Source organism: Snodgrassella sp. CFCC 13594 (assembly GCF_001590725.1).
In the GTDB taxonomy this organism is placed as follows: domain Bacteria; phylum Pseudomonadota; class Gammaproteobacteria; order Burkholderiales; family Neisseriaceae; genus Snodgrassella.
In genome coordinates, this window is sequence record NZ_LQXR01000005.1 from 46,046 (window position 1) to 70,666 (window position 24,621).

The 24,621-nt window shown below is 49.5% G+C and carries 26 protein-coding genes; 16 read left to right on the top strand and 10 right to left on the bottom strand.

The window, feature by feature from the left end:
- Window position 1: 1 nt before the first annotated feature.
- Genes tmk through A2F46_RS04625 form a run of 6 tightly spaced genes read left to right on the top strand, consistent with a single transcriptional unit; the run spans window position 2 to window position 4,204 of the window.
- Window positions 2–628, top strand: a complete 627-nt coding sequence (gene tmk / locus A2F46_RS04600) for a dTMP kinase (RefSeq protein WP_066567305.1) — start codon at window positions 2–4, stop codon at window positions 626–628.
- A complete protein-coding gene (holB, locus tag A2F46_RS04605; protein ID WP_066567308.1) occupies window positions 625–1,605 on the top strand; it encodes a DNA polymerase III subunit delta' in 981 nt (326 codons plus the stop codon). Before tmk ends, holB begins: the two co-directional genes overlap by 4 nt.
- A gap of 17 nt (window positions 1,606–1,622) precedes the next feature.
- On the top strand, window positions 1,623–1,982 hold the full coding sequence (locus A2F46_RS04610; protein ID WP_066567310.1) for a PilZ domain-containing protein: 360 nt from the start codon (window positions 1,623–1,625) through the stop codon (window positions 1,980–1,982).
- Between the two features lie 22 nt (window positions 1,983–2,004).
- Window positions 2,005–2,784, top strand: coding sequence for a TatD family hydrolase (locus tag A2F46_RS04615; protein WP_066567312.1), 780 nt, complete (start codon window positions 2,005–2,007; stop codon window positions 2,782–2,784).
- Window positions 2,785–2,786: 2 nt separating this feature from the next.
- Window positions 2,787–3,584 (top strand): MBL fold metallo-hydrolase, encoded by a 798-nt coding sequence (locus tag A2F46_RS04620; protein ID WP_066567317.1) that lies wholly within the window; start codon window positions 2,787–2,789, stop codon window positions 3,582–3,584.
- Window positions 3,585–3,592: 8 nt separating this feature from the next.
- Window positions 3,593–4,204 (top strand): alpha-ketoglutarate-dependent dioxygenase AlkB, encoded by a 612-nt coding sequence (locus tag A2F46_RS04625; RefSeq protein ID WP_066567320.1) that lies wholly within the window; start codon window positions 3,593–3,595, stop codon window positions 4,202–4,204.
- 104 nt (window positions 4,205–4,308) lie between these two features.
- Here A2F46_RS04625 and A2F46_RS04630 read toward each other — a convergent pair whose 3' ends face one another.
- The 3 genes from A2F46_RS04630 to rluD all read right to left on the bottom strand — a co-directional run bounded on the left by A2F46_RS04630 (window position 4,309) and on the right by rluD (window position 8,399).
- Complete coding sequence (locus A2F46_RS04630) at window positions 4,309–6,096, bottom strand: 2-isopropylmalate synthase (protein ID WP_066567325.1); 1,788 nt, start codon at window positions 6,094–6,096, stop codon at window positions 4,309–4,311.
- Window positions 6,097–6,459: 363 nt separating this feature from the next.
- Complete coding sequence (gene pgeF, locus A2F46_RS04635) at window positions 6,460–7,257, bottom strand: peptidoglycan editing factor PgeF (protein ID WP_082783574.1); 798 nt, start codon at window positions 7,255–7,257, stop codon at window positions 6,460–6,462.
- Window positions 7,258–7,274: 17 nt separating this feature from the next.
- On the bottom strand, window positions 7,275–8,399 hold the full coding sequence (gene rluD, locus A2F46_RS04640; RefSeq protein WP_066567327.1) for a 23S rRNA pseudouridine(1911/1915/1917) synthase RluD: 1,125 nt from the start codon (window positions 8,397–8,399) through the stop codon (window positions 7,275–7,277).
- Between the two features lie 12 nt (window positions 8,400–8,411).
- Between rluD and A2F46_RS04645 the strand changes: the two genes are divergently transcribed.
- A complete protein-coding gene (locus A2F46_RS04645; protein WP_066567330.1) occupies window positions 8,412–9,200 on the top strand; it encodes an outer membrane protein assembly factor BamD in 789 nt (262 codons plus the stop codon).
- A 71-nt stretch (window positions 9,201–9,271) separates the two neighbouring features.
- On the opposite strand, the gene trpE is transcribed toward A2F46_RS04645, so the two are convergent.
- The 7 genes from trpE to A2F46_RS04680 all read right to left on the bottom strand — a co-directional run bounded on the left by trpE (window position 9,272) and on the right by A2F46_RS04680 (window position 17,575).
- Complete coding sequence (gene trpE / locus A2F46_RS04650) at window positions 9,272–10,747, bottom strand: anthranilate synthase component I (protein ID WP_066567333.1); 1,476 nt, start codon at window positions 10,745–10,747, stop codon at window positions 9,272–9,274.
- Between the two features lie 101 nt (window positions 10,748–10,848).
- On the bottom strand, window positions 10,849–12,840 hold the full coding sequence (locus A2F46_RS04655; protein ID WP_197457561.1) for a DUF3488 and transglutaminase-like domain-containing protein: 1,992 nt from the start codon (window positions 12,838–12,840) through the stop codon (window positions 10,849–10,851).
- Window positions 12,840–13,685: a DUF58 domain-containing protein gene (locus A2F46_RS04660; RefSeq protein WP_066567339.1), complete on the bottom strand. Its 846-nt coding sequence runs from the start codon at window positions 13,683–13,685 to the stop codon at window positions 12,840–12,842. Before A2F46_RS04660 ends, A2F46_RS04655 begins: the two co-directional genes overlap by 1 nt.
- 81 nt (window positions 13,686–13,766) lie before the next feature.
- Complete coding sequence (locus A2F46_RS04665; protein WP_066567341.1) at window positions 13,767–14,678, bottom strand: MoxR family ATPase; 912 nt, start codon at window positions 14,676–14,678, stop codon at window positions 13,767–13,769.
- Window positions 14,679–14,914: 236 nt separating this feature from the next.
- Window positions 14,915–15,514, bottom strand: a complete 600-nt coding sequence (locus A2F46_RS04670; RefSeq protein ID WP_066567342.1) for an O-methyltransferase — start codon at window positions 15,512–15,514, stop codon at window positions 14,915–14,917.
- Between the two features lie 56 nt (window positions 15,515–15,570).
- The gene (greB, locus tag A2F46_RS04675) at window positions 15,571–16,074 is read right to left on the bottom strand and encodes a transcription elongation factor GreB (RefSeq protein ID WP_066567344.1); all 504 of its coding nucleotides are present in this window, start codon (window positions 16,072–16,074) and stop codon (window positions 15,571–15,573) included.
- Window positions 16,075–16,180: 106 nt separating this feature from the next.
- A complete protein-coding gene (locus A2F46_RS04680) occupies window positions 16,181–17,575 on the bottom strand; it encodes a nucleobase:cation symporter-2 family protein (protein WP_066567346.1) in 1,395 nt (464 codons plus the stop codon).
- Between the two features lie 196 nt (window positions 17,576–17,771).
- On the opposite strand from A2F46_RS04680, the gene dapA reads away from it, so the two are divergent.
- The 9 genes from dapA (at window position 17,772) to A2F46_RS04725 (ending at window position 24,505) form a co-directional block, all read left to right on the top strand.
- Window positions 17,772–18,647 carry a 4-hydroxy-tetrahydrodipicolinate synthase gene (dapA, locus tag A2F46_RS04685; protein ID WP_066567349.1) on the top strand — a complete coding sequence of 292 codons (876 nt, stop codon included), beginning with the start codon at window positions 17,772–17,774 and terminating at the stop codon, window positions 18,645–18,647.
- A 25-nt stretch (window positions 18,648–18,672) separates the two neighbouring features.
- On the top strand, window positions 18,673–19,797 hold the full coding sequence (gene bamC / locus A2F46_RS04690) for an outer membrane protein assembly factor BamC (protein ID WP_066567350.1): 1,125 nt from the start codon (window positions 18,673–18,675) through the stop codon (window positions 19,795–19,797).
- Between the two features lie 90 nt (window positions 19,798–19,887).
- Entirely contained in the window at window positions 19,888–20,145 is a 258-nt protein-coding gene (locus tag A2F46_RS04695; protein WP_156471559.1) for an NGO_0222 family membrane protein, read from the top strand.
- Window positions 20,138–20,761, top strand: coding sequence for a non-canonical purine NTP pyrophosphatase (locus A2F46_RS04700; RefSeq protein WP_066567354.1), 624 nt, complete (start codon window positions 20,138–20,140; stop codon window positions 20,759–20,761). Before A2F46_RS04695 ends, A2F46_RS04700 begins: the two co-directional genes overlap by 8 nt.
- A complete protein-coding gene (gene hemW, locus A2F46_RS04705) occupies window positions 20,745–21,995 on the top strand; it encodes a radical SAM family heme chaperone HemW (protein ID WP_082783575.1) in 1,251 nt (416 codons plus the stop codon). Before A2F46_RS04700 ends, hemW begins: the two co-directional genes overlap by 17 nt.
- 3 nt (window positions 21,996–21,998) lie before the next feature.
- The gene (locus A2F46_RS04710; RefSeq protein WP_066567356.1) at window positions 21,999–22,385 is read left to right on the top strand and encodes a RidA family protein; all 387 of its coding nucleotides are present in this window, start codon (window positions 21,999–22,001) and stop codon (window positions 22,383–22,385) included.
- A gap of 59 nt (window positions 22,386–22,444) precedes the next feature.
- Window positions 22,445–23,269 (top strand): symmetrical bis(5'-nucleosyl)-tetraphosphatase, encoded by an 825-nt coding sequence (locus A2F46_RS04715; protein WP_066567357.1) that lies wholly within the window; start codon window positions 22,445–22,447, stop codon window positions 23,267–23,269.
- 265 nt (window positions 23,270–23,534) lie between these two features.
- Window positions 23,535–24,038 carry a hypothetical protein gene (locus A2F46_RS04720; protein WP_066567359.1) on the top strand — a complete coding sequence of 168 codons (504 nt, stop codon included), beginning with the start codon at window positions 23,535–23,537 and terminating at the stop codon, window positions 24,036–24,038.
- Between the two features lie 197 nt (window positions 24,039–24,235).
- On the top strand, window positions 24,236–24,505 hold the full coding sequence (locus tag A2F46_RS04725; protein WP_066567362.1) for a hypothetical protein: 270 nt from the start codon (window positions 24,236–24,238) through the stop codon (window positions 24,503–24,505).
- The last annotated feature ends 116 nt before the right edge of the window (window positions 24,506–24,621 follow it).

Sequence of the window (24,621 nt, forward strand, 5' to 3'; positions counted from 1 at the left end):
TATGAAACCATTTTTTATTACTTTAGATGGCATTGACGGTGCCGGTAAATCCACCAACTTGGCGACCATGCGTGCCTGGTTTGAAGCGCATGCGCTGCCGGTATTGTTTACCCGCGAACCTGGCGGCACCCCCATTGGAGAAGCCATACGCCAACTACTGCTCGACCCAGCTACCGAAGCCAATGTCCGTACTGAAACACTATTGATGTTTGCAGCCCGCCAACAACATCTAGATGAAGTGATACGCCCCGCTTTAGCCAGTGGGGTAAATGTGGTATCCGACCGATTCACCGATGCCACATTTGCCTATCAAGGTGGCGGGCGCTGCTTGCCTTTGGCCGACATTGAAATATTGGAAAAGTGGGTTCAACACAGTTTTCAACCAGATTTAACCTTGCTCTTAGACATTCCCTTGGCTGTTTCTATGCAGCGTTTGGCTCAAAATGGCAGCCAAGACCGCTTCGAGCAAGAGGATAGAGCCTTCTTTGAGCGCACGCGACAAATCTACCTGAGCAGAGCACAAGCCTACCCCTCGCAATATCGTATCATCGACAGCAGCCAGCCTATGAATACCGTTGCCCGCACCATTCAGGCAGCCTTGGCACACTTATTTGGGCAGGACGCATGATTTATCCGTGGCTACAATCCATTTGGCAACACATTGACCAGCATTGGCAGCAACAGCCGCATGCATGGCTAATTCATGGGCACAGCGGCATTGGCAAACGCGCTTTTGCCGAGCATCTGGCCCAAGCTTTATTGTGTGAACATTCATTGGCGGAACATCAACCCTGTGGACAGTGCCCATCCTGTCATTTATTTACCCAACAGAGCCATCCCGATTTTTTGATGCTCACGCCGCCCTTGGCTGAAGATGAAGCCAATCCGCGGGCACGCCAACAAATCAAAGTGGAATCCGTACGCGCTGCTTTGGCCTTTGCTCATCTAAGCTCGCATCGTGGCGGTCGGCGCGTCATACTGATTTATCCAGCTGAAAGCATGAATACTCAGGCAGCCAATGCCTTATTGAAAATACTAGAAGAACCACCCGCTGATGTAATGTTTATTCTGGTGAGCCACAACAAAGACCGGCTGCTCCCTACCATCAAAAGCCGTTGCCGCCAATTAGCGTTACCGATGCCCAGCCATGAGCAGGCCATGGCTTATTTGCAACAGCAGGCAGTCCCAGATGCAGATAATCAATTGGCGTTTCACGGTGGGGCGCCGCTATTTGACGAATCAGCAGACGATGCCGCCTTGCGCGAAAACTTGCTGACCATTCTGGCTAAACCTGGACTCATCGCCTGCATGGACTATGCCGCTCAATTTGATCGCCAGAAAAAACCCTTGGCACTGTTCCTCAATTGGCTGCACAAATGGCTATTGGATGTGGCCTTGGCGCAAAGAAGCATGCCAACGGTGTATTATCCAGCTTGGCATACGGCCATCGATACGGTAGCCGAGCGCACGACATCCTTGGCCTTGTTTGCCTTGGTGCAGAAACTTGCCACCATAGCCCCTTACGGCTACCACACGCTCAATGTTAAAATGCAACTGGAAGACTTATTCATTGCCTATGTCCAATTTTGGCAAAACAAAGCTTAAGCACGAAAAGGATAACCATGGCCACGCCTCCTGTTGATTTACCTGGAAAAATGCTGAACCTAACGATACCGGATAAGCCAGAGCTGTATCGCAGCTATATGTCGTTTTTGAAACACGGCGGTTTATTTGCCCCAACCACCGATTCATTTGCCATGAATGAAGAAGTTTTGCTGGTGGTTAACTTGCCTGAATTCAATGAGCCCCGTTATCTGCGCACACACGTGGCTTGGATTAACCCCACGCCCACTTCATCCGGACAACCCAAAGGCATCGGCTTGGCCTTTGGCGATGACGAAACCGCGGTAGAAACCAAGCAGGCCATCGAAGATTTGTTACCGGGTATGCTGCTTAACGAGCGTGCCACCTACACTTTATAACGGCCAACAGCCAATAAATGCTATGTTCATTGATTCCCACTGCCACCTAAATATGCCTGAGCTGGCTAACAGGTTGCCTGAAATACTGGCCAATATGAGCGCCGATGATGTGGTGCAAGCCATCGCCATCAGCGTGGACAAACCCAGCGCCACCGCAGTCTTAGCATTGGCAGAACAATATCCACAATTATTTGCCAGCGTTGGCGTTCACCCAGAAGACATGGATTCCGAAGAGATGAGCGTGGCCGACTTGGTTGCCGCTGCGGCACATCCCAAAGTGGTGGGCATAGGCGAAACGGGCTTAGACTACCATTGGTGTAGTGGCGATTTGCGCTGGCAGCAAAACCGCTTCGCCACCCACATTCAAGCTGCCAATGACAGCAGGTTGCCCCTCATTGTACATACCCGAGACGCCGCAGCCGATACATTGAGTTTACTGAAAGCAGGCCAAGCCCATGCCGGTGTGATTCATTGCTTCACTGAAGATGTGGCTTTTGCCAAAGCCGTATTGGATTTGGGTTTTTATGTTTCCTTTTCAGGCATCGTAACTTTTAAAAATGCACAAAGCATTCAGGCAGCCTGCCAATATGTGCCTTTGGATCGATTATTGGTCGAAACCGATGCCCCATATTTGGCTCCGGTACCCAAACGCGGCAAAATAAATGAGCCTGCTTTTGTACACTACACGGCCGAATTCATTGCGCAGCTTCGCGGCGAGTCTTTATCTACTCTGGCAGAAGCCACTTGTGCCAACACCTACCGATTGTTTGGCAAAATGACGCGGCCATCTACGCAAGGATAGTCATGGCCACCGACATCACCCTCACCGTTTTGGGCTGTGGCAGCTCTTCAGGCAGCCCAGTTATCGGTTGCGGCTGCAATACCTGCATGAGCCTCAAGCCCCAAAACACCCGTAGCCGATGCAGTGCACACCTCACCATTGGTACCCAACACTGGCAAATTGACACCGGAACTGACTTTCGAAGCCAAGCACTGACCCATCACCTAAACCATATTGATGGTGTGCTCTACACCCACCCTCATGCCGACCACCTAAACGGCATTGATGATTTACGTGCATTTTGCTATCAACAACAAACGGCCATCCCCATTTACGGCAACCACTTCACCATGGCCAATATCGAAGATCGTTTTGGCTATGCCTTTTTACCCATCAGCCAACATTGGAATCGCCCTGTTTTGCAAAGCCATGTCTGGCCGCTGAATCAAGGCCAATCACCCGTGTTTGACATTGATGGTGTACCCGTTTGGCACTTTGGCGTACCCCATGGACATTGGACAACCAGCGCCTTCCGCATCGGCAATGTGGCTTGGTTTACTGATTTAAACCACATTGATGATGCCATGATTGAACGACTACAAGGACTGGATTATTTGTTTCTAGACTGTCTCATGGACAAGGCTTATCCCAGCCATTTGAGTACCGATCAAGCCTTTGAATATGCAGAACGCATCGGTGCGCAGCACACTTATTTCATCCACATGACGCATATGCTCGAATACGAAGCATTAAATGCACGCTGCCCACCAAAGTGTGCCGTGGCCTATGATGGACTGAGCATCAACAGCAGCTATCCGTAAAGCTTAAGATGCACACTGACTTATTCGCCGACTTCAGGCAGCCAGAACAGAATCTTTTACCTGTTGACGGCATTGTGCAAGATTACGGCTTCATTTTCCCAGAAGATCAGGCTGATGTTTACTTTCAATCGCTTTATTGCCATACCCCATGGCAACACGATGAAGTGGTTATGGCTGGTCAACGCATACAAACGCAACGTCAAATCGCTTGGTATGCCGATGCCAGCCAAAATTATGTCTATTCTGGTGTTTCTCATGCATCTTTGCCTTGGACAGCATTATTATTGGACATCAAAACGGCCATTCAAGATCAACTGCATACTCACTTCAATGCCTGTTTGCTCAACCTATATCATGATGGACAAGAGGGACTCGCTTGGCACAGTGACAATGAACCAATATGGGGCAAGCAGCCTACCATTGCCTCACTCAGCTTAGGTGCCAGTAGGCGCTTTGTGTTTAAACACAAAATTACCCAGCAAAAATATGAACTCACCTTGCACCATGGTCAATTATTGGTCATGCGAGGGCAAACACAAAACCATTGGTTGCACAGTCTGCCCAAAATGGCCAAAGTAGATCAGCCACGCATTAATCTGACGTTTCGTTATTATCTCTGAATCCAAGCACACCCAGCCACCACCAACCAGCAATAAAAAACCGTTTCAGGCAGCCTGAAACGGTTTTAACGCGATATAAAATTTAAAATCAATCTCTACCTGAATTAAATTGTGCCTTGTGCTTTCATCCGCGGCCCGGTAGCCAGTTTATTCAACGCAGACAAATATGCCTTAGCACTGGCCACCAGAATATCGGTGTCGGCACCTTGGCCACTAACCAAATGGCCATCTTTGGCCAAACGCACCGTCACCTCACCTTGGCTTTCCGTGCCCGCTGTGATCGCATTCACAGAATACAGCTGCAAGATGGCATCACTGTTGATTTGCGATTCAATGGCTTTGAAGACAGCATCAATCGGACCCGAACCTTCACTCTGTGCACGTTTTTCATGGCCATCAATGCTGCACACAATTTCTGCTTTTGGCGATTCGCCCGTTTCAGTCTGAATGCACAAAGACACATATTTATAACGATCTGGCGCACGACTAATCAGCTCATCCGACACCAATGCATGCAAATCTTCATCAAAAATTTCACGCTTTTTATCGGCCAACTCTTTAAATCGGGCAAAAGCCGCATTCAGGGCTTCTTCGCTGTCTAGCTCAATTCCGAGCTCATGCAATTTAGTGCGAAAAGCATTGCGCCCAGAGAGCTTGCCCAAGGTGATGCGATTATGGCTCCAACCCACGGATTCTGCTGACATGATTTCATAGGTTTCGCGGCATTTGAGCACGCCATCTTGGTGAATCCCAGACTCATGCGCAAAAGCATTGGCACCCACGATTGCCTTATTGGGCTGTACTGGATAACCCGTTATGGTAGACACCAGTTTGGAGGTCGGCACAATTTGTGTCGTATCAATGCCGGTTTCTAATCCAAAAATATCGTGACGGGTTTTCAGTGCCATGACTACTTCTTCCAAACTGGCATTCCCTGCACGCTCACCCAAACCATTAATGGTGCATTCAATTTGGCGCGCACCGCCGCGCACAGCAGCCAAAGAATTGCCCACAGCCAAGCCCAGATCATTGTGACAATGAGCTGACCACACGACTTTATCGCCACCTTGTGTTTTTTGAATTAGGTCACGAAAGAAATCTTCGGTTTTGAACGGTACAGAATAGCCCACCGTATCTGGAATGTTGATGGTGGTGGCACCAGCAGCAATCACCGCGCCACAAACATCGGCCAGAAAATCAATATCACTGCGCAAGGCATCTTCACACGAAAACTCAACATCATCGGTATATTCGCTGGCGATTTTAACCGCTTTTACAGCAGCTTCTTTTACCTGCTGCGGCTTCATTTTCAATTTGTGTTCCATGTGCAATGGGCTGGTGGCAATAAACGTGTGAATGCGTTTATGTTGTGCTGGTGAAACAGCCTCCCCAGCTGCGCGCACATCGCGCTCGTTGGCCCGCGCTAAAGAACACACCGTGGCATTCTGTATGACTTCGGCGATGCTGTGCACGGCATCAAAATCGCCTGGACTGGCTGCAGCAAAACCTGCTTCAATCACATCCACACCCAATTTTTCCAATTGGCGCGCAATACGAATTTTTTCTTCCTTAGTCATAGCAGCACCAGGAGATTGCTCGCCATCTCGCAAAGTGGTGTCAAAGATCACCACCCGATTATTATTTTCTGCCATTTGTGGCTTTTCAACCGCAGTGTTTTTCTGCATAAAGGCATTCAGGTCTAAAGGTTTACCCAATGCCTCAGCCAATGAAGTGATTTTTTGTAACTGATTCAATGGCAGAGACCCACGTGCTCGCCACTTGTAAATGGCGGCGGTGGTAGTGGCGTCGTCGGGATAGTGCGTTTTCATGGCATCGGCTAAGGCGTTGACGCCACCGAAGTACGCAATCAAGCGATCAATATTAAGTTGCATGCCAGTACCTTTTGTCCAAAATTTAAATTGTTATCTTACTTGCAGTAGAAGTGGACGAAATATAAACCAAATTGGACATTTTATCAAGTAATAGTTGAATTTTCTCTAAGGAATACGCCAAAATCACTTCATTCATGTCTAACTTATATGACAAATGGCTTTCAATCCACTTCCGCATATACACAAATATTTCTATACTATATTGATTTATTTTAAATAATTTAGTATAAAAAGATAGATTTTTAGCCAGTAACCCTAGTATATTTTTTAGACAAAATAAAACCGATGACAAGGATCACCGGTGTCCATAACAAGAAAACCAATTGTTGCTTCTGTCGCTATTGGCCTCAATAAAAACGCACTCTATTCATCCAACCAAATCAAACTCACCATACGCCCAGTTTGTCCATCGCGCCGATAGGAGTAAAAGCGATCTCGGTCCAAAACCGTACACCATTCCCCACCATATACGGCATGAACCCCTAAGGAAAGCAAAGACAACCGCGCCAATTGATAGATATCAGCCAAATACTTACCTTGTCCAATAGAGTGAAAAGCATCCTGAGCGTGCATATTCTTTAGACAAAACGTGTCCCAAACATCCTGTCCCACCTCGAATGCCTCAGGCCCAATGGCCGGCCCCAAATATGCCATCACTTCATCTGGAGCCACTTTCATTTGTTGTATCGTATTGGCCAAAACACCCGCCGCCAACCCGCGCCAACCCGCATGTGCAGCAGCCACCACCGAGCCCTTCCGATCACACAACAAAACGGGCAAGCAATCGGCCGTCATCACGGCACAAGCCGCACCATCCTGAATACGAGCCACACTGGCATCGGCCTGCAAGGGTCGCCCCAAGCCCATGGCATGAACGGCATCAATGGCGTTCACCACTTCGATGCCATGCACCTGATCCAAATAGCCCACAGGTAAATCCACATGCTGCTGGACAATGGCCCGATTTCGCGTAACAGCATCAGGATCATCGCCCACATGCATACCCACATTCAAGCTGGCAAAGACACCTTGGCTCACGCCACCTCGGCGTGTGGTGATTAAGGTTTTTACCCGTGAAGGCGCTGGCCAATCTGCCTGAAAAAAAGGGGCTGAATCCGCCGACAAACCCAAAACCTGGTTTATATTGTTCCATGATTCCATTTCAGGCAGCCTCACGCTTATTCACGCACATACACCACATCCACATCATAATCATCTTCATCCCAGTCATCATCGTCTTCGACACCCAGATGTTGCTGCCATTCTGCTGCATGCGACAAGGGTGAATCCATACCCGCCTCCAACCGCAACACCGACAGCAAATGATACATATCATTTGGCATGGGTGCTTCGAACTGCATATGATCACCATTGATGGGGTGTACCAAACACAAACGATAGGCATGCAGTGCTTGGCGACCCAATGCCTTAACAGCGGCTTTAACAGCATCAGAGGCAGGATGGCGCGGGTTACCATAAACGGGATCGCCGGCCAACGGGTGTTTGGCGGCCTTCATGTGTACACGGATTTGGTGAGTGCGGCCAGTTTCTAATTGGCATTCAATGTAGCTGAAATCGGCGTAACGCTCTAAAACCTGAATATGGGTGATGGCTTCTTTCCCACCAAACGGCACCACTGCCATACGCAAACGATTATGCGGATCTCTGCCGATTAAGGTTTCAATTTTGCCGTCAAACGGCACCACTCCGTCGGCCACTGCGCGATAAGTGCGTTTCACCGTGCGCGCTTGCAGCTGTTGCACCAAATGGGTTTGTGCTGCCACTGTTTTGGCCACCACCATTAAACCGCTGGTTTCTTTGTCCAAACGATGCACAATACCAGCACGAGGCACCTGTACTAAAGACGGGCAATACGCCAGCAATCCATTTAACAATGTGCCTTGCCAGTTGCCGGCGGCTGGGTGCACCACCAGCCCAGCTGGTTTATTGATGACCAACACCGCATCGTCTTCGTACACAACATCCAAATCCATGGCTTCGGGTGTAAACGCCAGCACCTCATCGGTTTGCTGTATGGCTACCTGAATGTGCTCTCCACCCACCAATTTCAGTTTTGGCGTGGCTACTTCGCCATTAACTGTCACCCAGCCTTCTTTAATCCACGTCGATAACCGACTGCGCGAGTAGGCTGGTAATAATTTAGCCAAGACAGCGTCCAAGCGCTGACCAGCAAAATCGTTTGAAATCGTTAATTTTTCCAAACTTTGTGCTGCATCATCTGCCGCAAAGGCAAAATCATCGCTATAATCGGCTTCGTTATCTAAGGAAGAAGTGTTTTTCATGAAAAAGTACTTTTGATCGTGGGGTTGGGTTTGGCTTTGAGTGCATGCTCCAGCACCGGTACCGTCGACAAAGACACACAAATCACGCAAGATTGGTCTGTGCAGCGCTTGTACAATGAAGCACATGATGAACTCAACAGCGGCAATTATAACCGCGCCGAGAAATTATACGAAATTTTGCAATCACGCTTCCCTTTTGGCCCTTATGCGGAACAAGCTCAGTTGGATACGGCTTATGCTTATTATAAAGACGATGAGCCAGAAAAAGCACTGGCCGCCATCGCTCAATTCCAACAAACTTACCCACAACACCCCAATATGGACTATGCCTTATATTTAAAAGCATTGGTTCAATTGAACGAAGACAAATCCTTTGTCAACCGCATGGTGAAACAAGACTGGGCCGACCGTGACCCCAAAGCCAATCGTGAAGCCTATGCCACGTTTGCCGAGCTGGTCAAAACTTACCCCAATAGTAAATATGCAGCCGATGCCACTGAAAAAATGCAGACATTGGTCAATGCATTGAGCGGCAATCAGATGGCCATTGCGCGCTACTATATGAAACGCGGCGCTTACTTGGCGGCGGCCAATCGAGCCCAAGAGATTGTTGCGCAATACCAAAATACACCCAATGTAGAAGAAGCGTTGGCGATCATGGTTACAGCCTATGATAAACTCAACCAACCGCAACTGAGTCGCGATGCACAACGTGTTTTGGCACAAAATTTCCCCAACAGCCCATATTTGACCAAGGTTTGGCAAGTCAATGATTTGCCTTGGTGGAAATTCTGGAATTAAACCCATAAAGGCTGCCTGAAAACAAAACACCCTGCCAACTTAGCAGGGTGTTTTATAAACCATCCACGAGATTACTTATCTAATCCAGCTTGCACCATTTGCACAGCGCGCACCACTGCCCGTGCTTTATTTTGGGTTTCCTGCCATTCCGCCTCTTCCTGAGAATCGGCGACGATACCACCACCGCTTTGTATGTACACGGTTTCTTCTTTAATAACGGCAGTACGAATCACAATGCACAAATCCATGTCACCAGAAAAGCTCAGATAACCCGCAGCGCCACCATAAACCCCACGCCTGCTGGGTTCTAATTCCTCAATGATTTCCATGGCACGCACTTTTGGGGCACCCGATAAGGTGCCAGCAGGGAACGTGGCCGCCAATACCGCCATATTGGATGTACCGTCTTTCAATTCACCTTCTACATTCGATACCAAATGCATCACATGTGAATAGCGTTCGATCACCATCTTATCGGTGACATTAACCTGCCCTACTTTGCTGACTCGCCCCACATCATTGCGGCCCAAATCAATCAGCATGACATGTTCGGCAATTTCTTTTTCATCATGCAACAACTCGTCTGCCATCGCCTGATCTTGCTCTGGCGTTTGGCCTCGCAACCGTGTTCCGGCAATGGGGCGCACGGTAATGTGGTTGCGTTCGCGTCGCACCAAAATTTCTGGCGATGAACCCACCACATAAAAATCACCAAAATTGTAATAAAACATATAAGGCGACGGATTCAGTGTGCGTAAAGCGCGATACAAACTTAATGGGTTGTCGTGAAAAGGCATGGTCAACCGCTGGCTCGGTACCACCTGCATACAATCACCAGCCAAAATATAGTCGCGCACACGGCGCACATACGATTTATATTGTGCCTCGCCAGTTTCCGCTATCGGCTCGGTGCGCTCGCTCCCCAACGACAATGGAATCCGCACACTTTGGCGCAATGCGGTACGCAATTCTTCCAATCGTTCTCGCGCTTGCTGATAGCCATTTTCGACCTGCGTATCGGCATACACAATCAGATAAATTTTACCCGACAAATTATCCACCACTGCCAACTCCAGCGACAGCATCAGCAGCATGTCTGGCACACCCACGGTATTGGGCTTGTCGCGTTCTTTCAAACGGTGTGCTATGTGATCAAAATGATAAATGGTTTCATAGCCGAAATAGCCCACTAAGCCGCCAGTAAAGCGCGGTAAGTTTGGAATTTCTGGGGTTTTGAAGGCTGCCTGAAAAGATTCTATAAAACGAAGCGGGTTGCCATGATGGGTTTCATGCAAGCGCTGATCATGATAAACCTCAGTGGTGTCGCCTGATACTTTCAGGTAGGTGCGGCATGGCAAGCCAATAAATGAATAACGGCCAAAGCGCTCACCCCCAACCACCGATTCAAGCAAATAGCTAAATGGCTGATTGGCCAGTTTCAAATACAGTGACAGCGGCGTATCCAAATCCGCCAACAATTCCTGCACCAAAGGCACATGGGTATACCCTGCCTGCGCCTGCTGCTGATACTCAGCCAAACTGATCATGATGTGTAACCACAATAAAAACAATGCAAAGCAGTATAGCAGTTTGATACGCCGCTTTGCAGTGTTTCAGGCAACCATAAATCGTCCTATACTCAATGCAATTACTTCAAATGAGCTTGATGGAGGCGCTTAACGGCAGTTTTCATGCGCCGATACCAACGCCGCTGTACGCGCTTTTCTGGTGGTTTGACTTGGGCATACAGTGCATCACTGTATTCAGTCAATAGCTGAGCCAGGGCAGGAGTAAGCCATTGCTGTTGCATTAAAATGATTTTCAGCTGATCCGGGCCAATGGCGGCCAATTCATGCTCATTGCCATCCAAAACCGCTTGCTTCAGCAACATCAACCCATCATTCATGGGTGTGTTGCTGCCACGCCATGCACGAGCGCACCACAACAACAATGGCAATGCGGCCAGCAACATCACCACACCTGCCAAAAGCGCCAATACAGGCCATGAGCGCTGGGCCAAGCCCAGCTTGGCAAACAAATTTTGCTGGCGGTTGGCATCAAAATTCACCACCCATTGCTGCCAATAAAATTGGCTACTCTGCAAGGTGTTGTCTAACCACGGGTAACGCGGTGTCAACGTCGATTGCTCGGCTTCAGGTAATGACTGAGTAATCCCGCTATCGATACGGGAAATGGATACCGCAGCAGTGGGGTCAACGCGCCACCATGCCTGCTTTTCAGGCAGCCACACTTCAGCCCAAGCATGGGCATCTTTGCTGCGTACCTGCCAAAATCCGCCTTCAGCATGATATTGGCCACCCTGATATCCCGTCATGATGCGCGCGGGCACTCCCACCGAACGCATCAACCAGACAAAAGCGTCGGCATAATCCTCACAAAAGCCTTCACGCCCATCAAACAAAAAATAATCGGTGCTGTTGCTGCCACTGCCTCGTTGCGGTTGCAGGGTATATCGAAAAGATTCTTCTTTAAAATAACGCAGCACCCGCGCCACATACGCTTCGGTATTGCCGACTCCAGCATTGAGTTGTTGGGCCAAATCCTGAGTACGCCGGTTGTACTGCTTGGGTAAAGCCGTATAAAACGCCTGCTCACCACGTGAGAGCGCTTGACCCAAATAAGGCGATAAGGCTGCCTGCAAACGAATACGGCGCCAACCATCTCGACTACGGTTAACCCGCACCACATCGCCCACGCGTGTACTCAATCCATTACGGTCAGCTACGATGGGGTAGTCCAAGGCAGGAATACGGCCTTCTTCATCCCGTAAAATCAGCTGATAGTTCACGCGTTTGGTGGCGCTATCAAGGGTAATACTGTCTTCGTCCGTGTAGCGCTCATCCATGGCGAGCCATTGCGCCCCATCGTTTTGCGCCATCACCATCACCCGCCAATAAAGCTGTTGCGGCTGAGGTCGAAATGCCGAATCAAAAGTTGCATTAAAGGCCAATTCATTGGTTTGAATTAAATGACTGATGCTGCCTGGTCGCAGGGTATCGGAGAGACCGGTTTTGGCCACTTGCGACTGCATCTGTGGAATACGCCACAATGGTTCTGATTTGCGCGGCATCAGCACAAACAACACTGCGGCCATCGGTGCCGCCAATGCCAACGCCAATGCACCTTGCTTGACCGCCGCGCGCGCACTCATGGCGCTAATCAATCCCATACTGCTGGTCAGCAACCATAAAGACAGCAACAGCCAAGGAGCCATCCATAAGCTTTGATTAAACAACATGGCCCCACCCATTAACACCAGCATCGCCAGCAGCATGACTTGCCAGTCACGCAACCCTTGTGTTTCATAAGCCTTGAGCAACACCAGCAACAATAGCCACGCCACCCCGCCTTCCCGACCAATGACTGTGCCCAACTGTAAAAACACCACGACCCCAGCCAACACCGTGAGTAGCACGGCACCCCACCACGGCAAAGGCCGAGCATGCCACCACAACAAACCGGCACGCACGCACCACAGGCCAACAAACAGCGCCCCAACGCCCACCGGTAACGCCAACAGCAAAGGCAGCGCCACCCACAATAACGTACCCAACAATACCCATTGCGCTTGGCGAGGCGGCGCTTGGCGCATATATACAGGATCAGCCAACCACTTCATCACCATAACCCCAATGCAGTCAAACACCGTTCACGCTGACCCACGCCTTGCCCAATAGTGACATGCGGCAATTCCAAAGCATAACGCTGATGCTGCTGTTCCGCTTGCAGCACCCGAAAGCACAACAAACCCACCAAACGCTCTTTACCTGTGTGGACCGGATAATCCCGGTAAGAAATCACTTCAGCATCCAAAACCTCTGCACCCACATCAAACCATTTATCCAGCAACTCACCGCTTTTAGCATATTGTTTCCATGCAATCTGCCGAGGAGATACGGCGTGATTGTGTGCTAATAGATAGGCTATATCTTCACCATCCAATGCCACCAAGTGGCTTTCGGCATCGCCCGTTTTTTGACGCTGTGACAATGTATGCTCAATGGGTGCAGGATAAACCACAGCCTCACCCGCATAATGCCAACTGGCTTCGATCACCAATAAACCCAAAGGGGCATGAGCTGCGCAAACCAAAGGTGGCACTCTCAACCAGCCACGTGGCTGAGGTGGCAACACCCAAGTATGGGTTAGGCCACTCATAAGGCCCACAGCCCAGGTTTGCCAAGCCGCTTCACGCTCATCATCTCCTGTCTCCTCAGCGCCCAGCCGACACCACAGCCACCTCGTCTGTCGAGTATCCTGTACTGAGTTCAAGCGTAGTTGAGGCGCTTGGCCCGCAAAACATTCCGTCGGCAAATCAATGCGCACACGCCAGCCCAATAATTGGCGTGCACCCATCACCATGCCAAAAAACAACACACCCACCAGCCAAAACAGCAAGATATATGCCACATTGAGCTGGTAATTAACCGCCATAATCCACAGCAGCACGCAAGCCAAAACCATGCCCCAACCCAAACGCGTTGGGCGCAAATGTAGATTTGACCAGCGCAGCCGCGCATGGCCATCAGCACCTGTGTTTGCGGTTCAGACAACAGCCACATAATCCAACATTTCCGTCAGCAATTGGGCGGCAGAGGCTTGTGTTTGGATGGTTTGCAAACGATGGGCTGCCACCGCCACCCACACCGCTTTAATGTCTTCAGGCAACACATGATTTCGCCCATGTACCCACGCCCATGCTTTGGCCGCCGACACCACCGCCAAACCTGCACGTGGGCTCAAACCAGTCACAAAACGGCCCGGCACCCTTGTGGCTTCAACCAAACGATACACATAATCCACAGCGGCCTCCGATACCAACACCGCCGCAGCCTCTTGCTGCCATTGCAATACCTGTTCGGCACTGGCAACGGCTTTGAGCTTGGGTAAATAGCGGCGACGATCACCTTGACCATACAATATTTTTTCGGCTGCAGGCGTGGGGTAGCCCATACTCAGGCGCATCATAAATCGATCCAGCTGCGACTCTGGCAAGGCATAAGTCCCCAGTTGTTCCACTGGGTTTTGGGTCGCCACTACTAAAAATGGTTTGGGCAATGCATAGGTTTTGCCATCAATGGAAACTTGTTTTTCTTCCATCGCCTCCAGCAGTGCCGATTGTAATTTGGGTGAAGCCCGATTGATTTCGTCGGCCAATAAAAAAGAATGAAAAACTGGGCCCGGATGAAACACAAATGCGCCCTTTGTCGGTTGAAACACACTCACCCCCAATAAATCGGCAGGCAACATATCATTGGTAAATTGTACCCGCCGATAAGGCAAACCCAAGACAACCGCCAGCGCGTGTGCCAAGGTGGTTTTGCCCACACCTGGTACATCTTCCAACAGCACATGGCCACGTGCAATCACACAAGAGAGCAAGCGCAGCATCACCGTTTCTTTACCCAAAATGAGGGCATTCAGCTGTTTGAACACAGGCGTCAATTGGACATTCATGGTATTTGTTTTTCTTTCTTAATCATTGAATCAAACCTGCGTGCATGTCGCATCAACGAAGGCAAACAATCACGTCAGATTAAATTATGGTCATCATTCTTCCATCATTGAATGGATACTTTATCCTATTCTAGGCTGCCTGAAAGCTGGGGCTTTTGCTTCATCGATACACAATTGAACAGTTCAAACAGAAGCAACATCACCAGCCCTTCGCGTAGGAAAACCTGCCGGCCCATTCACATTCGCGTCACCAGCAACAATCCTGCACCCAGTGGCAACGTCAGGCTGCCAAACCCATCATCTGATTGCACCAAGGACACAAACTCAGCAAGCTCTGCCGCATGCGAACACACATTATCGACCACCAAAACACTGCCTTTATCCACCAGCAAACGCTGTAAATACGGCCAATAATCCACATAGGCTGGCCGCTCTGCATCTAAAAAAACCAAATCATAAGGCTGTTGGTGTGTCTGCAGCAGAATGCCGGCATCACCCACCTCGAAACACACCGCATCGGCCATACCTGCTGCTTGCGCATGCTGTTGTGCCAAACGGCTGCGTTCAAGCGACACTTCCCACGAGCGCACCTGGCCACCTGTTTGCTTGGCCGCTGCCGCAAGCCATAAAGTGGAATAGCCATTAGACGTACCAATTTCCAATATCGCCTTGGCCCTTTTCGCCACCAGCAACCACGACAAAAACGCAGCAGACTCGGGCTCTACACTCCGCCAGCGATGTAGCCGATCTGACTGGTTGGCATCAAATAATTGATTTTGCTGATACAACTGTTCCACATAAATTTGCCATGCGGCCAATGGATTGAGTGCCTGCATAAAAGTCCTTCATACGCGCGCAAAAAACAGCCAAAAGCTTCAGGGCGCTTGTGAAATCAATCAATTTTAAGGTATTGCACCGCGAGAATTTCAATGGTCTCAGGCCCATCGGGTCCTTTCAAAACCACTTCATCGCCTTCATGCGCCTTCATCAAACACCGCGCGAGAGGAGAAATCCAAGAAATCTTATTGCGCTCGGTATCAATTTCATCGGTGCCCACAATGCGCACCGTTTGCTCCAATCCATTGCTGCGCAACACCGTGACTGTCGCACTGAAAAATACTTGATCAGTGCACTCGCGTGCTTCAGGGTCAATCACCTGCGCGGCTTCCAGCCGCTTGGTCAAAAAACGAATGCGTCGATCAATTTCACGCAAACGACGTTTGCCATATAGATAATCACCATTTTCGCTGCGATCACCGTTGCCCGCCGCCCAATTCACCACTTGCACCACTTCTGGCCGTTCTTTGTGCACCAATTGATAAAGTTCATCCTGCAAGGCCTGATGCCCACTTGGGGTAATGTAGTTGACCGGTGTTTTGCTATTGGTTTCCGCCATGCTGTTCCTGTCCCTTCATGCAGACGCCTTATTCTAACCCGATATCCATCAAAAAGGCTGCCTGAAAGGCATTCAGGCAGCCTGAATTATTACCAGAGAAACAATATTAGTGTGGCAGATCATCGCTTAAATACACAGCCTGATCACTGTGATCTTGTGGCAATATCAAATTCAACACCACTGCCACAATCCCACCCATGCAAATCGGATTTTGAAACAAAATGGGCAGTTGAGAAAATACATCTGGCTCAAAAGCCACACCCAGACCCAAACCCACTGCAGTGGCACAAATAATCGCTTCACGCCGCCGGATCCCGGCGGTAATAATGATGCGAATGCCTGCAGTGGCAATCAAACCAAACATCAATACCATAGCGCCACCCAATACCGGGCTGGGAATGGTGGTAAAAAAGCGCCCCACCACCGGAAATAAACCCAGCAGCACCAAAATGGCGGCAATGTACTTACCAATATGGCGCGACGCAACGCCCGTCATTTGGATCACACCATTATTTTGCGCAAAGGTGGTTAATGGTAATGAACCCAGCGCCGTGGCAATCACCGACACCAAGCCATCTGCCATAACACCGCCACGCAGGCGACGCGTGTATTCAGGGCCATCAATTGGTTGATTCGATACCATCGCAGTGGCGGTTAAATCACCCACTGCCTCAAATACCGACAACAAATAAATGGTGCCTGCCACCAAAAATGCATGCCAGTCAAAAGCAAAGCCGTATTTAAATGGCACAGGAATCGTCATGAATGGCAAATGAGTCAACGGGGAAAAATCCACCAAACCCAAAAACAGCGCCACCACATAGCCCACAATCAAACCAATGGCAATGCCGCCCATGCGCCAAAACGGGTTTTTGAGGCAGTTAAATAACAACACAATCACCAATACCAATGAGGCCAAACCCAAATTGGTGGGCGAACCAAACGTTTGATTGGCTTTAGCGGCAAAGCCACCACCAAAATCCGTGATACCCACATGAATCAAGCTGAGCCCAATCATCAGTACCACCACCCCACTCACTGTCGGCGTTATCACTTTTTTCAAATACGGCAAAACCCAAGCAGCACCCACCACCAAAAATGCACCCACAAAAGACACACCCAGCAGCGTAGAAATCATGGCATTTTCATCCATACCTCCAGCTTTCATACCCGTTCCTAAGGCAATCATCACGGTCACAAACGAAAAATTTACCGATTGAATTGACAACATGCCTGAACCCACTGCCCCAAAGCGCGACACTTGCAAATAAGTACCCACGCCAGATGCCACCATTGCCATCGACACCAGATAAGCCGTCATTTCCACCGGCAACTGCAAAGCACCACCAACAATCAATGCTGGCGTCACCATGGGTACAAAAATCGCCAACAGATGTGTCATGGCGCTAATCAAGGCGCTGAAAAAAGGGGGGTTGTCGTGTAAACCATAGACCAAATCTGTCTTTTCGCTAACAGACTGGATGGGAGGGGTCTGAGACATGGGTCTTCCTTTAAAACCAAGTTAAAAAGCGTAAAACGATGATATTTTATCGCCATCAATAGGCTGTATGCCACTCTCTTTATGGCTTTTGATTGCCTCAGCCAAGCGACAGCCAGCCTTGGCCTCATTTTCCACAAGTATAAAAAATACGCTACAATCAACGCATTTTTCAGTCTAACCGTTAAAAGGTTTGAATATGCTTACAGGCAGCCTGGTTGCCATTGTGACTCCATTACACGAAGATGGCAGCGTGGATTATGAACAATTTAAACAGTTGATTGACTGGCATATTGCATCAGGTACCGATGGCATTGTTGCCGTAGGCACTACGGGCGAATCGGCTACTTTAGGGGTGGATGAACACTTAAAAGTGATTGAAACCGCCGTTCAGCATGCGGCCGGGCGCATTAAAATCATCGCCGGCACAGGTGCCAACAACACTCGAGAAGCTGTGCATTTATCGCAAGAAGCCGAGCAGGCGGGCGCAGACATGACCTTGTCGGTAGTACCTTACTACAACAAACCGTCTCAAGAAGGTATTTACCGTCATTTCAAAACCATCGCCAATGCCACAGCCATTCCAATGATTTTATACAATGTTCCTGGCCGCACCGTGGCCGACATGCAACCCGACACCGTTCTTCGATTGGCTGAAATCGACAATATTATTGGTGTTAAAGAAGCCACAGGTAATTTGGGACGCGCCTGCTATTTAATCAAACATGCTCCCAAAAATTTTGCTATTTACTCTGGCGACGACCCTTCGGCTTTGGGCTTTTTGCTGTGCGGAGGGCACGGTGTCATTAGTGTAACGGCCAATGTAGCCCCACAATCATTTGCCGACATGTGCCATGCAGCCATTAAGGGTGACATAGCCACAGCGCGCGCCATTAACGATAAATTGCAGGGATTACACACCGATTTATTCTGCGAACCCAGCCCTGCCGCCGTTAAATGGGCCTTGGCGCAGTTGGGCAAAATCCGCCCAATCTCACGCTTACCGATTATCGAACTGAGCGCAGCAGGCCAAGCGAAAACCCTCGCCGCCATGCAAGCAGCCGAACTAATTTAATTAAAGCCACACAAGGATGCGGTATATGAATGTTTTAAAACCCCTGACGCTGACCGTGCTTGCATTAAGCTTAGCGGCTTGCGCCAGCAAAAAAGAGAAATTACCAGAATTGGATTACCAATCTGCCAATAAAAAATTGGTGCAATTGGACGTGCCGCCAGATTTGACCGATCCCAACCAAGGTGACCGCTATCAATTGCCCGCTGGAAGCGGCGCAGTGCGAGCCAGCGACCTGAATAAGGTGCAGCGCGCCAACACGGCACAAGCCAACAGTGGCAAAGTGTTGGCAGATGTGGCTAATGTCCATTTAGAGCGTGACGGCAGCGTACGCTGGTTAAATATCAACAACAAACAACCAGCCGAATTGTGGCCGCTATTAAAGGCCTTTTGGCAAGAGCAAGGGTTCACCATCAACCGTGAAGAACCGGGCATTGGGCTGATGGAAACAGACTGGGCAGAAAATCGCGCCAAACTACCCAGCGATACCATTCGTAGCTTGTTTGAAAAAGTAGGACTGGGCGGCGTGTACTCTACGGGTGAACGTGACATGTTTACCATTCGTTTGGAGCGCAATGGCAAAGGTGGTACCGACGTCTTCTTTTCCCAAAAAGGTTTGAGAGAGGTTTACACCAACAAAGCTGAGGACACCACTGCATGGCAGCAACGTCCCAATGACCCCAATCTTGAAGCGGCATTCTTGGCGCGCTTTATGCAGTATTTGGGTGCTGATGAGCAACAAATTCGCCGCGAGGTTACCCAGCAACAAAATAAAGGTGCTGATTTAGCCAAATTGGATGGCAACTCTGTTTTGCTGTCAGGGCCGCAAGAGCGTAATTGGCGCCGAGTGGCATTGGCACTGGACCGTATTGGTTTGAGCGTGGTAGGCGAAAATGCCGAACGCCATGCATTCTTGGTTGAAGTAGCGCCCGCCGAAGGCCAAGCAGTCACCGAGCAGAAACCTGGCTTGTTTAGCCGCTGGTTTGGACGCACCAAGAAAACCAAAGACACCACACCACAGCAACGCTTGGTGGTATTGGCCGAACCCACCAACAACGGTACCCGTGTGCATTTGGCCAATGCAGATGGCAGTGCTTACCAAAACAAAGATGCACAAACTTGGCTCAATCAGCTATACAATCAGCTGCGTTAATGGCCATTGTCAAAAGCCTGCCATCGGCAGGCTTTTTTTTCTGGATACAACAGAACAGAATAGAACAATGACGACTTAGAGATGCCACACATGACCCGCTCGCAATTATTTTTGTTACTGCTCATTTCACTAACGGTGATGTTCATCGGCCTATTGACACTGGGCGCATATTATTGGTCTCTGAACCATATGGCTGTGGCCGTAATATGCTTGGTTTTGGGATTCATCAGTGCATTGGGACAATTTGCAGCCTTGGCCCTGTTTTTGCGCGAGCGTACCCGAGTCCAATGGCTGCGCCAACAACAGACCAATGCCTCTGACTCCTCTTTGGATACCACCCATGACTAAACTTATTTTGGCCAGCAACAACCCTGGAAAATTGGCTGAATTTCAGCGCCTATTTTCACCACTCAACATTGAATTATTACCCCAATCGATCTTTAACGTCCCTGAATGCCCTGAGCCCTACGCCACCTTCGTGGAAAATGCACTCGCTAAAGCACGTCATGCCAGCCGCATCAGTGGCTTGCCTGCGTTGGCCGATGATTCTGGTATTTGTGCCGTGGCCCTTCATGGCGCCCCTGGCGTACACTCAGCTCGCTATGCGGGTGACCATCCTAAATCCGATGCGGCCAATAATGACAAATTGAGTGGCGAACTGGCTCAACAGTCAAATCAAATCGTGTATTACGTGTGTGTTTTGGTCTTGGTGCGCCATGCGGATGATCCTCAGCCCATTATTGCCGAGGCCACTTGGCATGGTCTGTGGCAAGCACAAGCCGCTGGTGAACATGGTTTTGGCTATGATCCCCATTTCTACTTACCCGAACACCAAAAAACCGCTGCTCAGCTCTCACCTGCCGACAAAAACCGCTTCAGCCACCGTGCTCAAGCCCTCGATTTATTGCTGGCCAAACTGGCACAGCATGCTATTTTCAACGCGCAAAATGAACGCCATAACTGAGCAAGTGTTGCTGTTTTCAGGCAGCCCACAAATAGCGCAATCGGTCTCATTGTCATCATTACCGCCGTTGTCATTGTATGTGCACATTCCTTGGTGTGTGCGCAAATGCCCTTATTGTGATTTCAACTCGCATCAGGCCAAAACTGAGCTGGATGACATGACTTATGTCGCGGCATTGCTGGCTGATTTGGAATATGAACTACCTCACTTTTGGGGGCGTCCCATCCATACGGTATTCATTGGCGGTGGCACACCCAGCTTGTTTTCAGCACGCGCCATTGATGCCTTGCTCAGCGGCATTCGCGCCCGCACCCAATTGTTGCCGGGCGCCGAAATCACCTTGGAAGCCAATCCAGGCACCTTTGAGCGCCACAAATTCCATGATTTTGCCCAAGCTGGCGTCAATCGTCTATCCATCGGCGTACAAAGCTTTAGCGATGACAAACTGCGCGCATTGGGCCGAATCCATAATGGCCACGAAGCAGAATCCGCCATCGCTGCCGCTTTATCCCTCTTCGACAAAGTGAATGTTGATTTAATGTATGCCCTGCCCAGCCAAAATGTTGAGGCAGCTTTAAGCGATATGAATATGGCCATAGCCTGCGGCGTATCACACATCAGCGCCTATCAGCTCACCATGGAACCCAATACCGCATTTGGTCACACGCCGCCGCCCAACTTACCCGATGATGAGCGTAGCATGGACATTGAAGATGCGGTCCACTCACGGCTGGCGGAAGCCGGTTTTATTCATTATGAAACCTCAGCTTTTGCGCGAGCACAGCAATCCTGTCAGCACAACCTCAATTATTGGCAATTTGGCGACTATGTCGGCATCGGTGCAGGTGCTCATGGTAAAATCTCTTCGGCAACCGGCATTGTTCGCACCACCCGCAGCCGACACCCTAAAGATTATTTGGCCGCCATGGGCCATCAGCCAGAACATTCCGTGCAGCGCCATACCGTGACGGCTAAGGAATTGCCTTTTGAATTCATGATGAATGCACTTCGGCTGCAAGAAGGCGTGCCCAGCAATTGGTTTGCCGAGCGCACTGGTTTGGATTTGGCCGCCATTCAACATCCTTTAGCCGAAGCTGTGGCCCGCGGATTATTACACGCCGATCCCCGTTGTTTGAAAGCAACCCCGTTGGGGCAGCGCTTTTTAAATGATTTATTAACTTTATTCTTGCCCGAAACACTTTCAGGCAACCTTAAACACCACAAAAAGGATTAACCCATGAGCAAAAACATCATTCATACCGACAAAGCACCGGCCGCCATCGGCGCTTATTCTCAAGCCGTTCGTGCAGGCAATACCGTATATTTATCTGGCCAAATTCCCTTGGTGCCAGAAACCATGGAAGTGGTCGCAGGCGGCTTTGCTGAGCAAACCCACCAAGTCTTCAAAAACCTAAAAGCCGTGGTTGAGGCAGCTGGTGGCAGCTTAAACGACATCGTCAAGATCAACGCTTATTTAACCGACTTAGCCAATTTCGCCACATTCAACGAAATCATGGCTCAATACATTGATTCTCCCTATCCAGCGCGCGCAGCCGTGGGCGTAGCTAGTTTACCGAAAGGTGCGTTAGTGGAAGCGGAAGGCGTGTTGGTTTTGAATGATTAATTAAACGTCAATCATGTTCAGGCAGCCACAAGGCTGCCTGAATCATCTGAAAGATCCTCATGGCTCATTATGTCATCGGCGATTTACAAGGCTGTTTCGCGGAATATCAAGCACTTCTGGCCAAACTTGGTTTCAATCCTGGCGTGGACACACTTTGGTTGACAGGCGACTTGGTCAACCGCGGCCCCAAATCCTTGGCCACGCTGCGCTTTGTACGCGCAAATGATGGGTGTATGCAAACCGTTTTGGGCAATCACGATTTACACTTATTGGCATTGGATTTTGGCCACGGCAAAATCAAGCGTGGCGACACCATTGCGGAGATACTCACCGCACCAGACCGTGGTGCGTTGTTGGGTTGGCTGCGTGAACAACCACTGCTGGTACAAGAGCCCAAACACGTCATGGTACACGCTGGCTTATGGCCCGAATGGACACTGGAAACGGCGGTTTCTCTGGCCAACGAAGTCACCCACGCATTACAACACGACCCAGCTGATTTTTTCGCGCACATGTATGGCAACAAACCCAAGCGCTGGGCCCCTGACCTAATCGGTGAAGACCGTTTGCGTTTTGCCGTGAATGTCATGACCCGCATGCGCGCCCTCACGCTAGATGGCAAATTGGATTTTGATTTCAAATCATCACTTGCCGATATGCCCAACGATTTACGTCCTTGGTTTAAAAGCCCAGATCGGCGCAATACCGAAATCACCATTTTATTTGGCCATTGGTCGGCATTGGGGTTGTACCGAGGAGAACACGTGGTGTGTTTGGATACGGGTGCACTTTGGGGTGGGCCACTCACCGCTCTTGACCTGAACACACAAGAAATCATTCAAGTACCCAGTCAAACCACGTTAAGCTGGGAAAAGATAAGCTAATCCTGTATCTACAGATAAGCCAAATGTGTTTTAGGCAAATTTTTGAAATTGGCTCGCAGCCAATTGAAATTTATCATGTTTTCAAAAAATAATACACAATAGCCCAGTATTAAGATACCAATTCCAAATAGGGAAAACCGCGAACACGGCTTTACCCATTGGAACCAAAACGCGACAATAGGCTCATAAATAGTCTTGAATACGCGCCAAAACCGCCGATATTCAACTCGTTCAATCAATTTGTTTTATTTACTAGGAGCATGTCATGAAAAAAGTATTGATTCCCGCTGCTGCATTGATGTTGGCCTTAACTGGTTGCGCCGCCAAAGGCGATCAAGCCCCCAATACGGCAGCCAGTGCTTCCGCCCCTACTCAAGCCAGCCAACCTCAGCGTGAAAGCATTACAGTAGACAGCGCCAAAGCCGTGGCCTACGCTTGCGGCCCACAAGGTAAAGAAAAAATCAATGTGCAATATGGCATCAAAGGCAATGACATTGTGGTGGCCATCGTCAACTTCCGCAACCAAAACTCTCCTTTGCTGAAACGCGACACCACCGACGCTCAGCACACCACGTTTACGGGTGAAGGCATCATGTGGTCAGCCAACAAAGCCACACCTGCCACCATCACCCAAGTAAATGCTGGCGGCTTGGCACAAATGGGCCAAGACGGCAAGCCACAAGTTTTGGCCAACGCCTGCAAGATCGACAAAAAAGCCACAGCCGCACTGGCTAAAGCTGCCACGCAACCGGCTGCAGCAACTAAGTAATAAGTCCTGATTTATCAAACCGCCGCTGGTCGGCGGTTTTTCTATGGCAACGGTAGGCGCAACCCTCATTAATGAATATTAACCGGCCATTTACCTAAAAAAACATGAGGCTAAGTTTCGCATAAGTTTCACTGCCTAAACTGAGCCCCAACAACAACCGAATTGGTTTTTGTCCATAACCTTCTAGGAGATTGATCATGAAAAAATTAGCTGCTGCCGTATTGACTGCCGTATTTGGTTTAACTGCTGTAAGCTCTTTCGCTGCCACAGCACCAGCCAAAGCCGATGCAAAACCTGCTGTAACTGCTGCTGCCAAACCTGCTGTTAAGGCCGCTAAACCAGTTGCCAAAACAACCAAACCTGCTGCCAAACACCACAAAAAAGTGGCCAAAAAAGCCCATGCAGTAAAACACCAAAAAGCAGCCAAAAAAGCCGTTAAACCTGCTGCAGACAAACCCGCTGCCTAAGCATTTAACTCAAATCCAGTCACATACCAAAACCGTTTCAGGCAACCTGTGTCTGAAGCGGTTTTTTGCTACACTGCGTTTATCTCGACTGAATCTTGTGGCACGTGCTCGGTTTT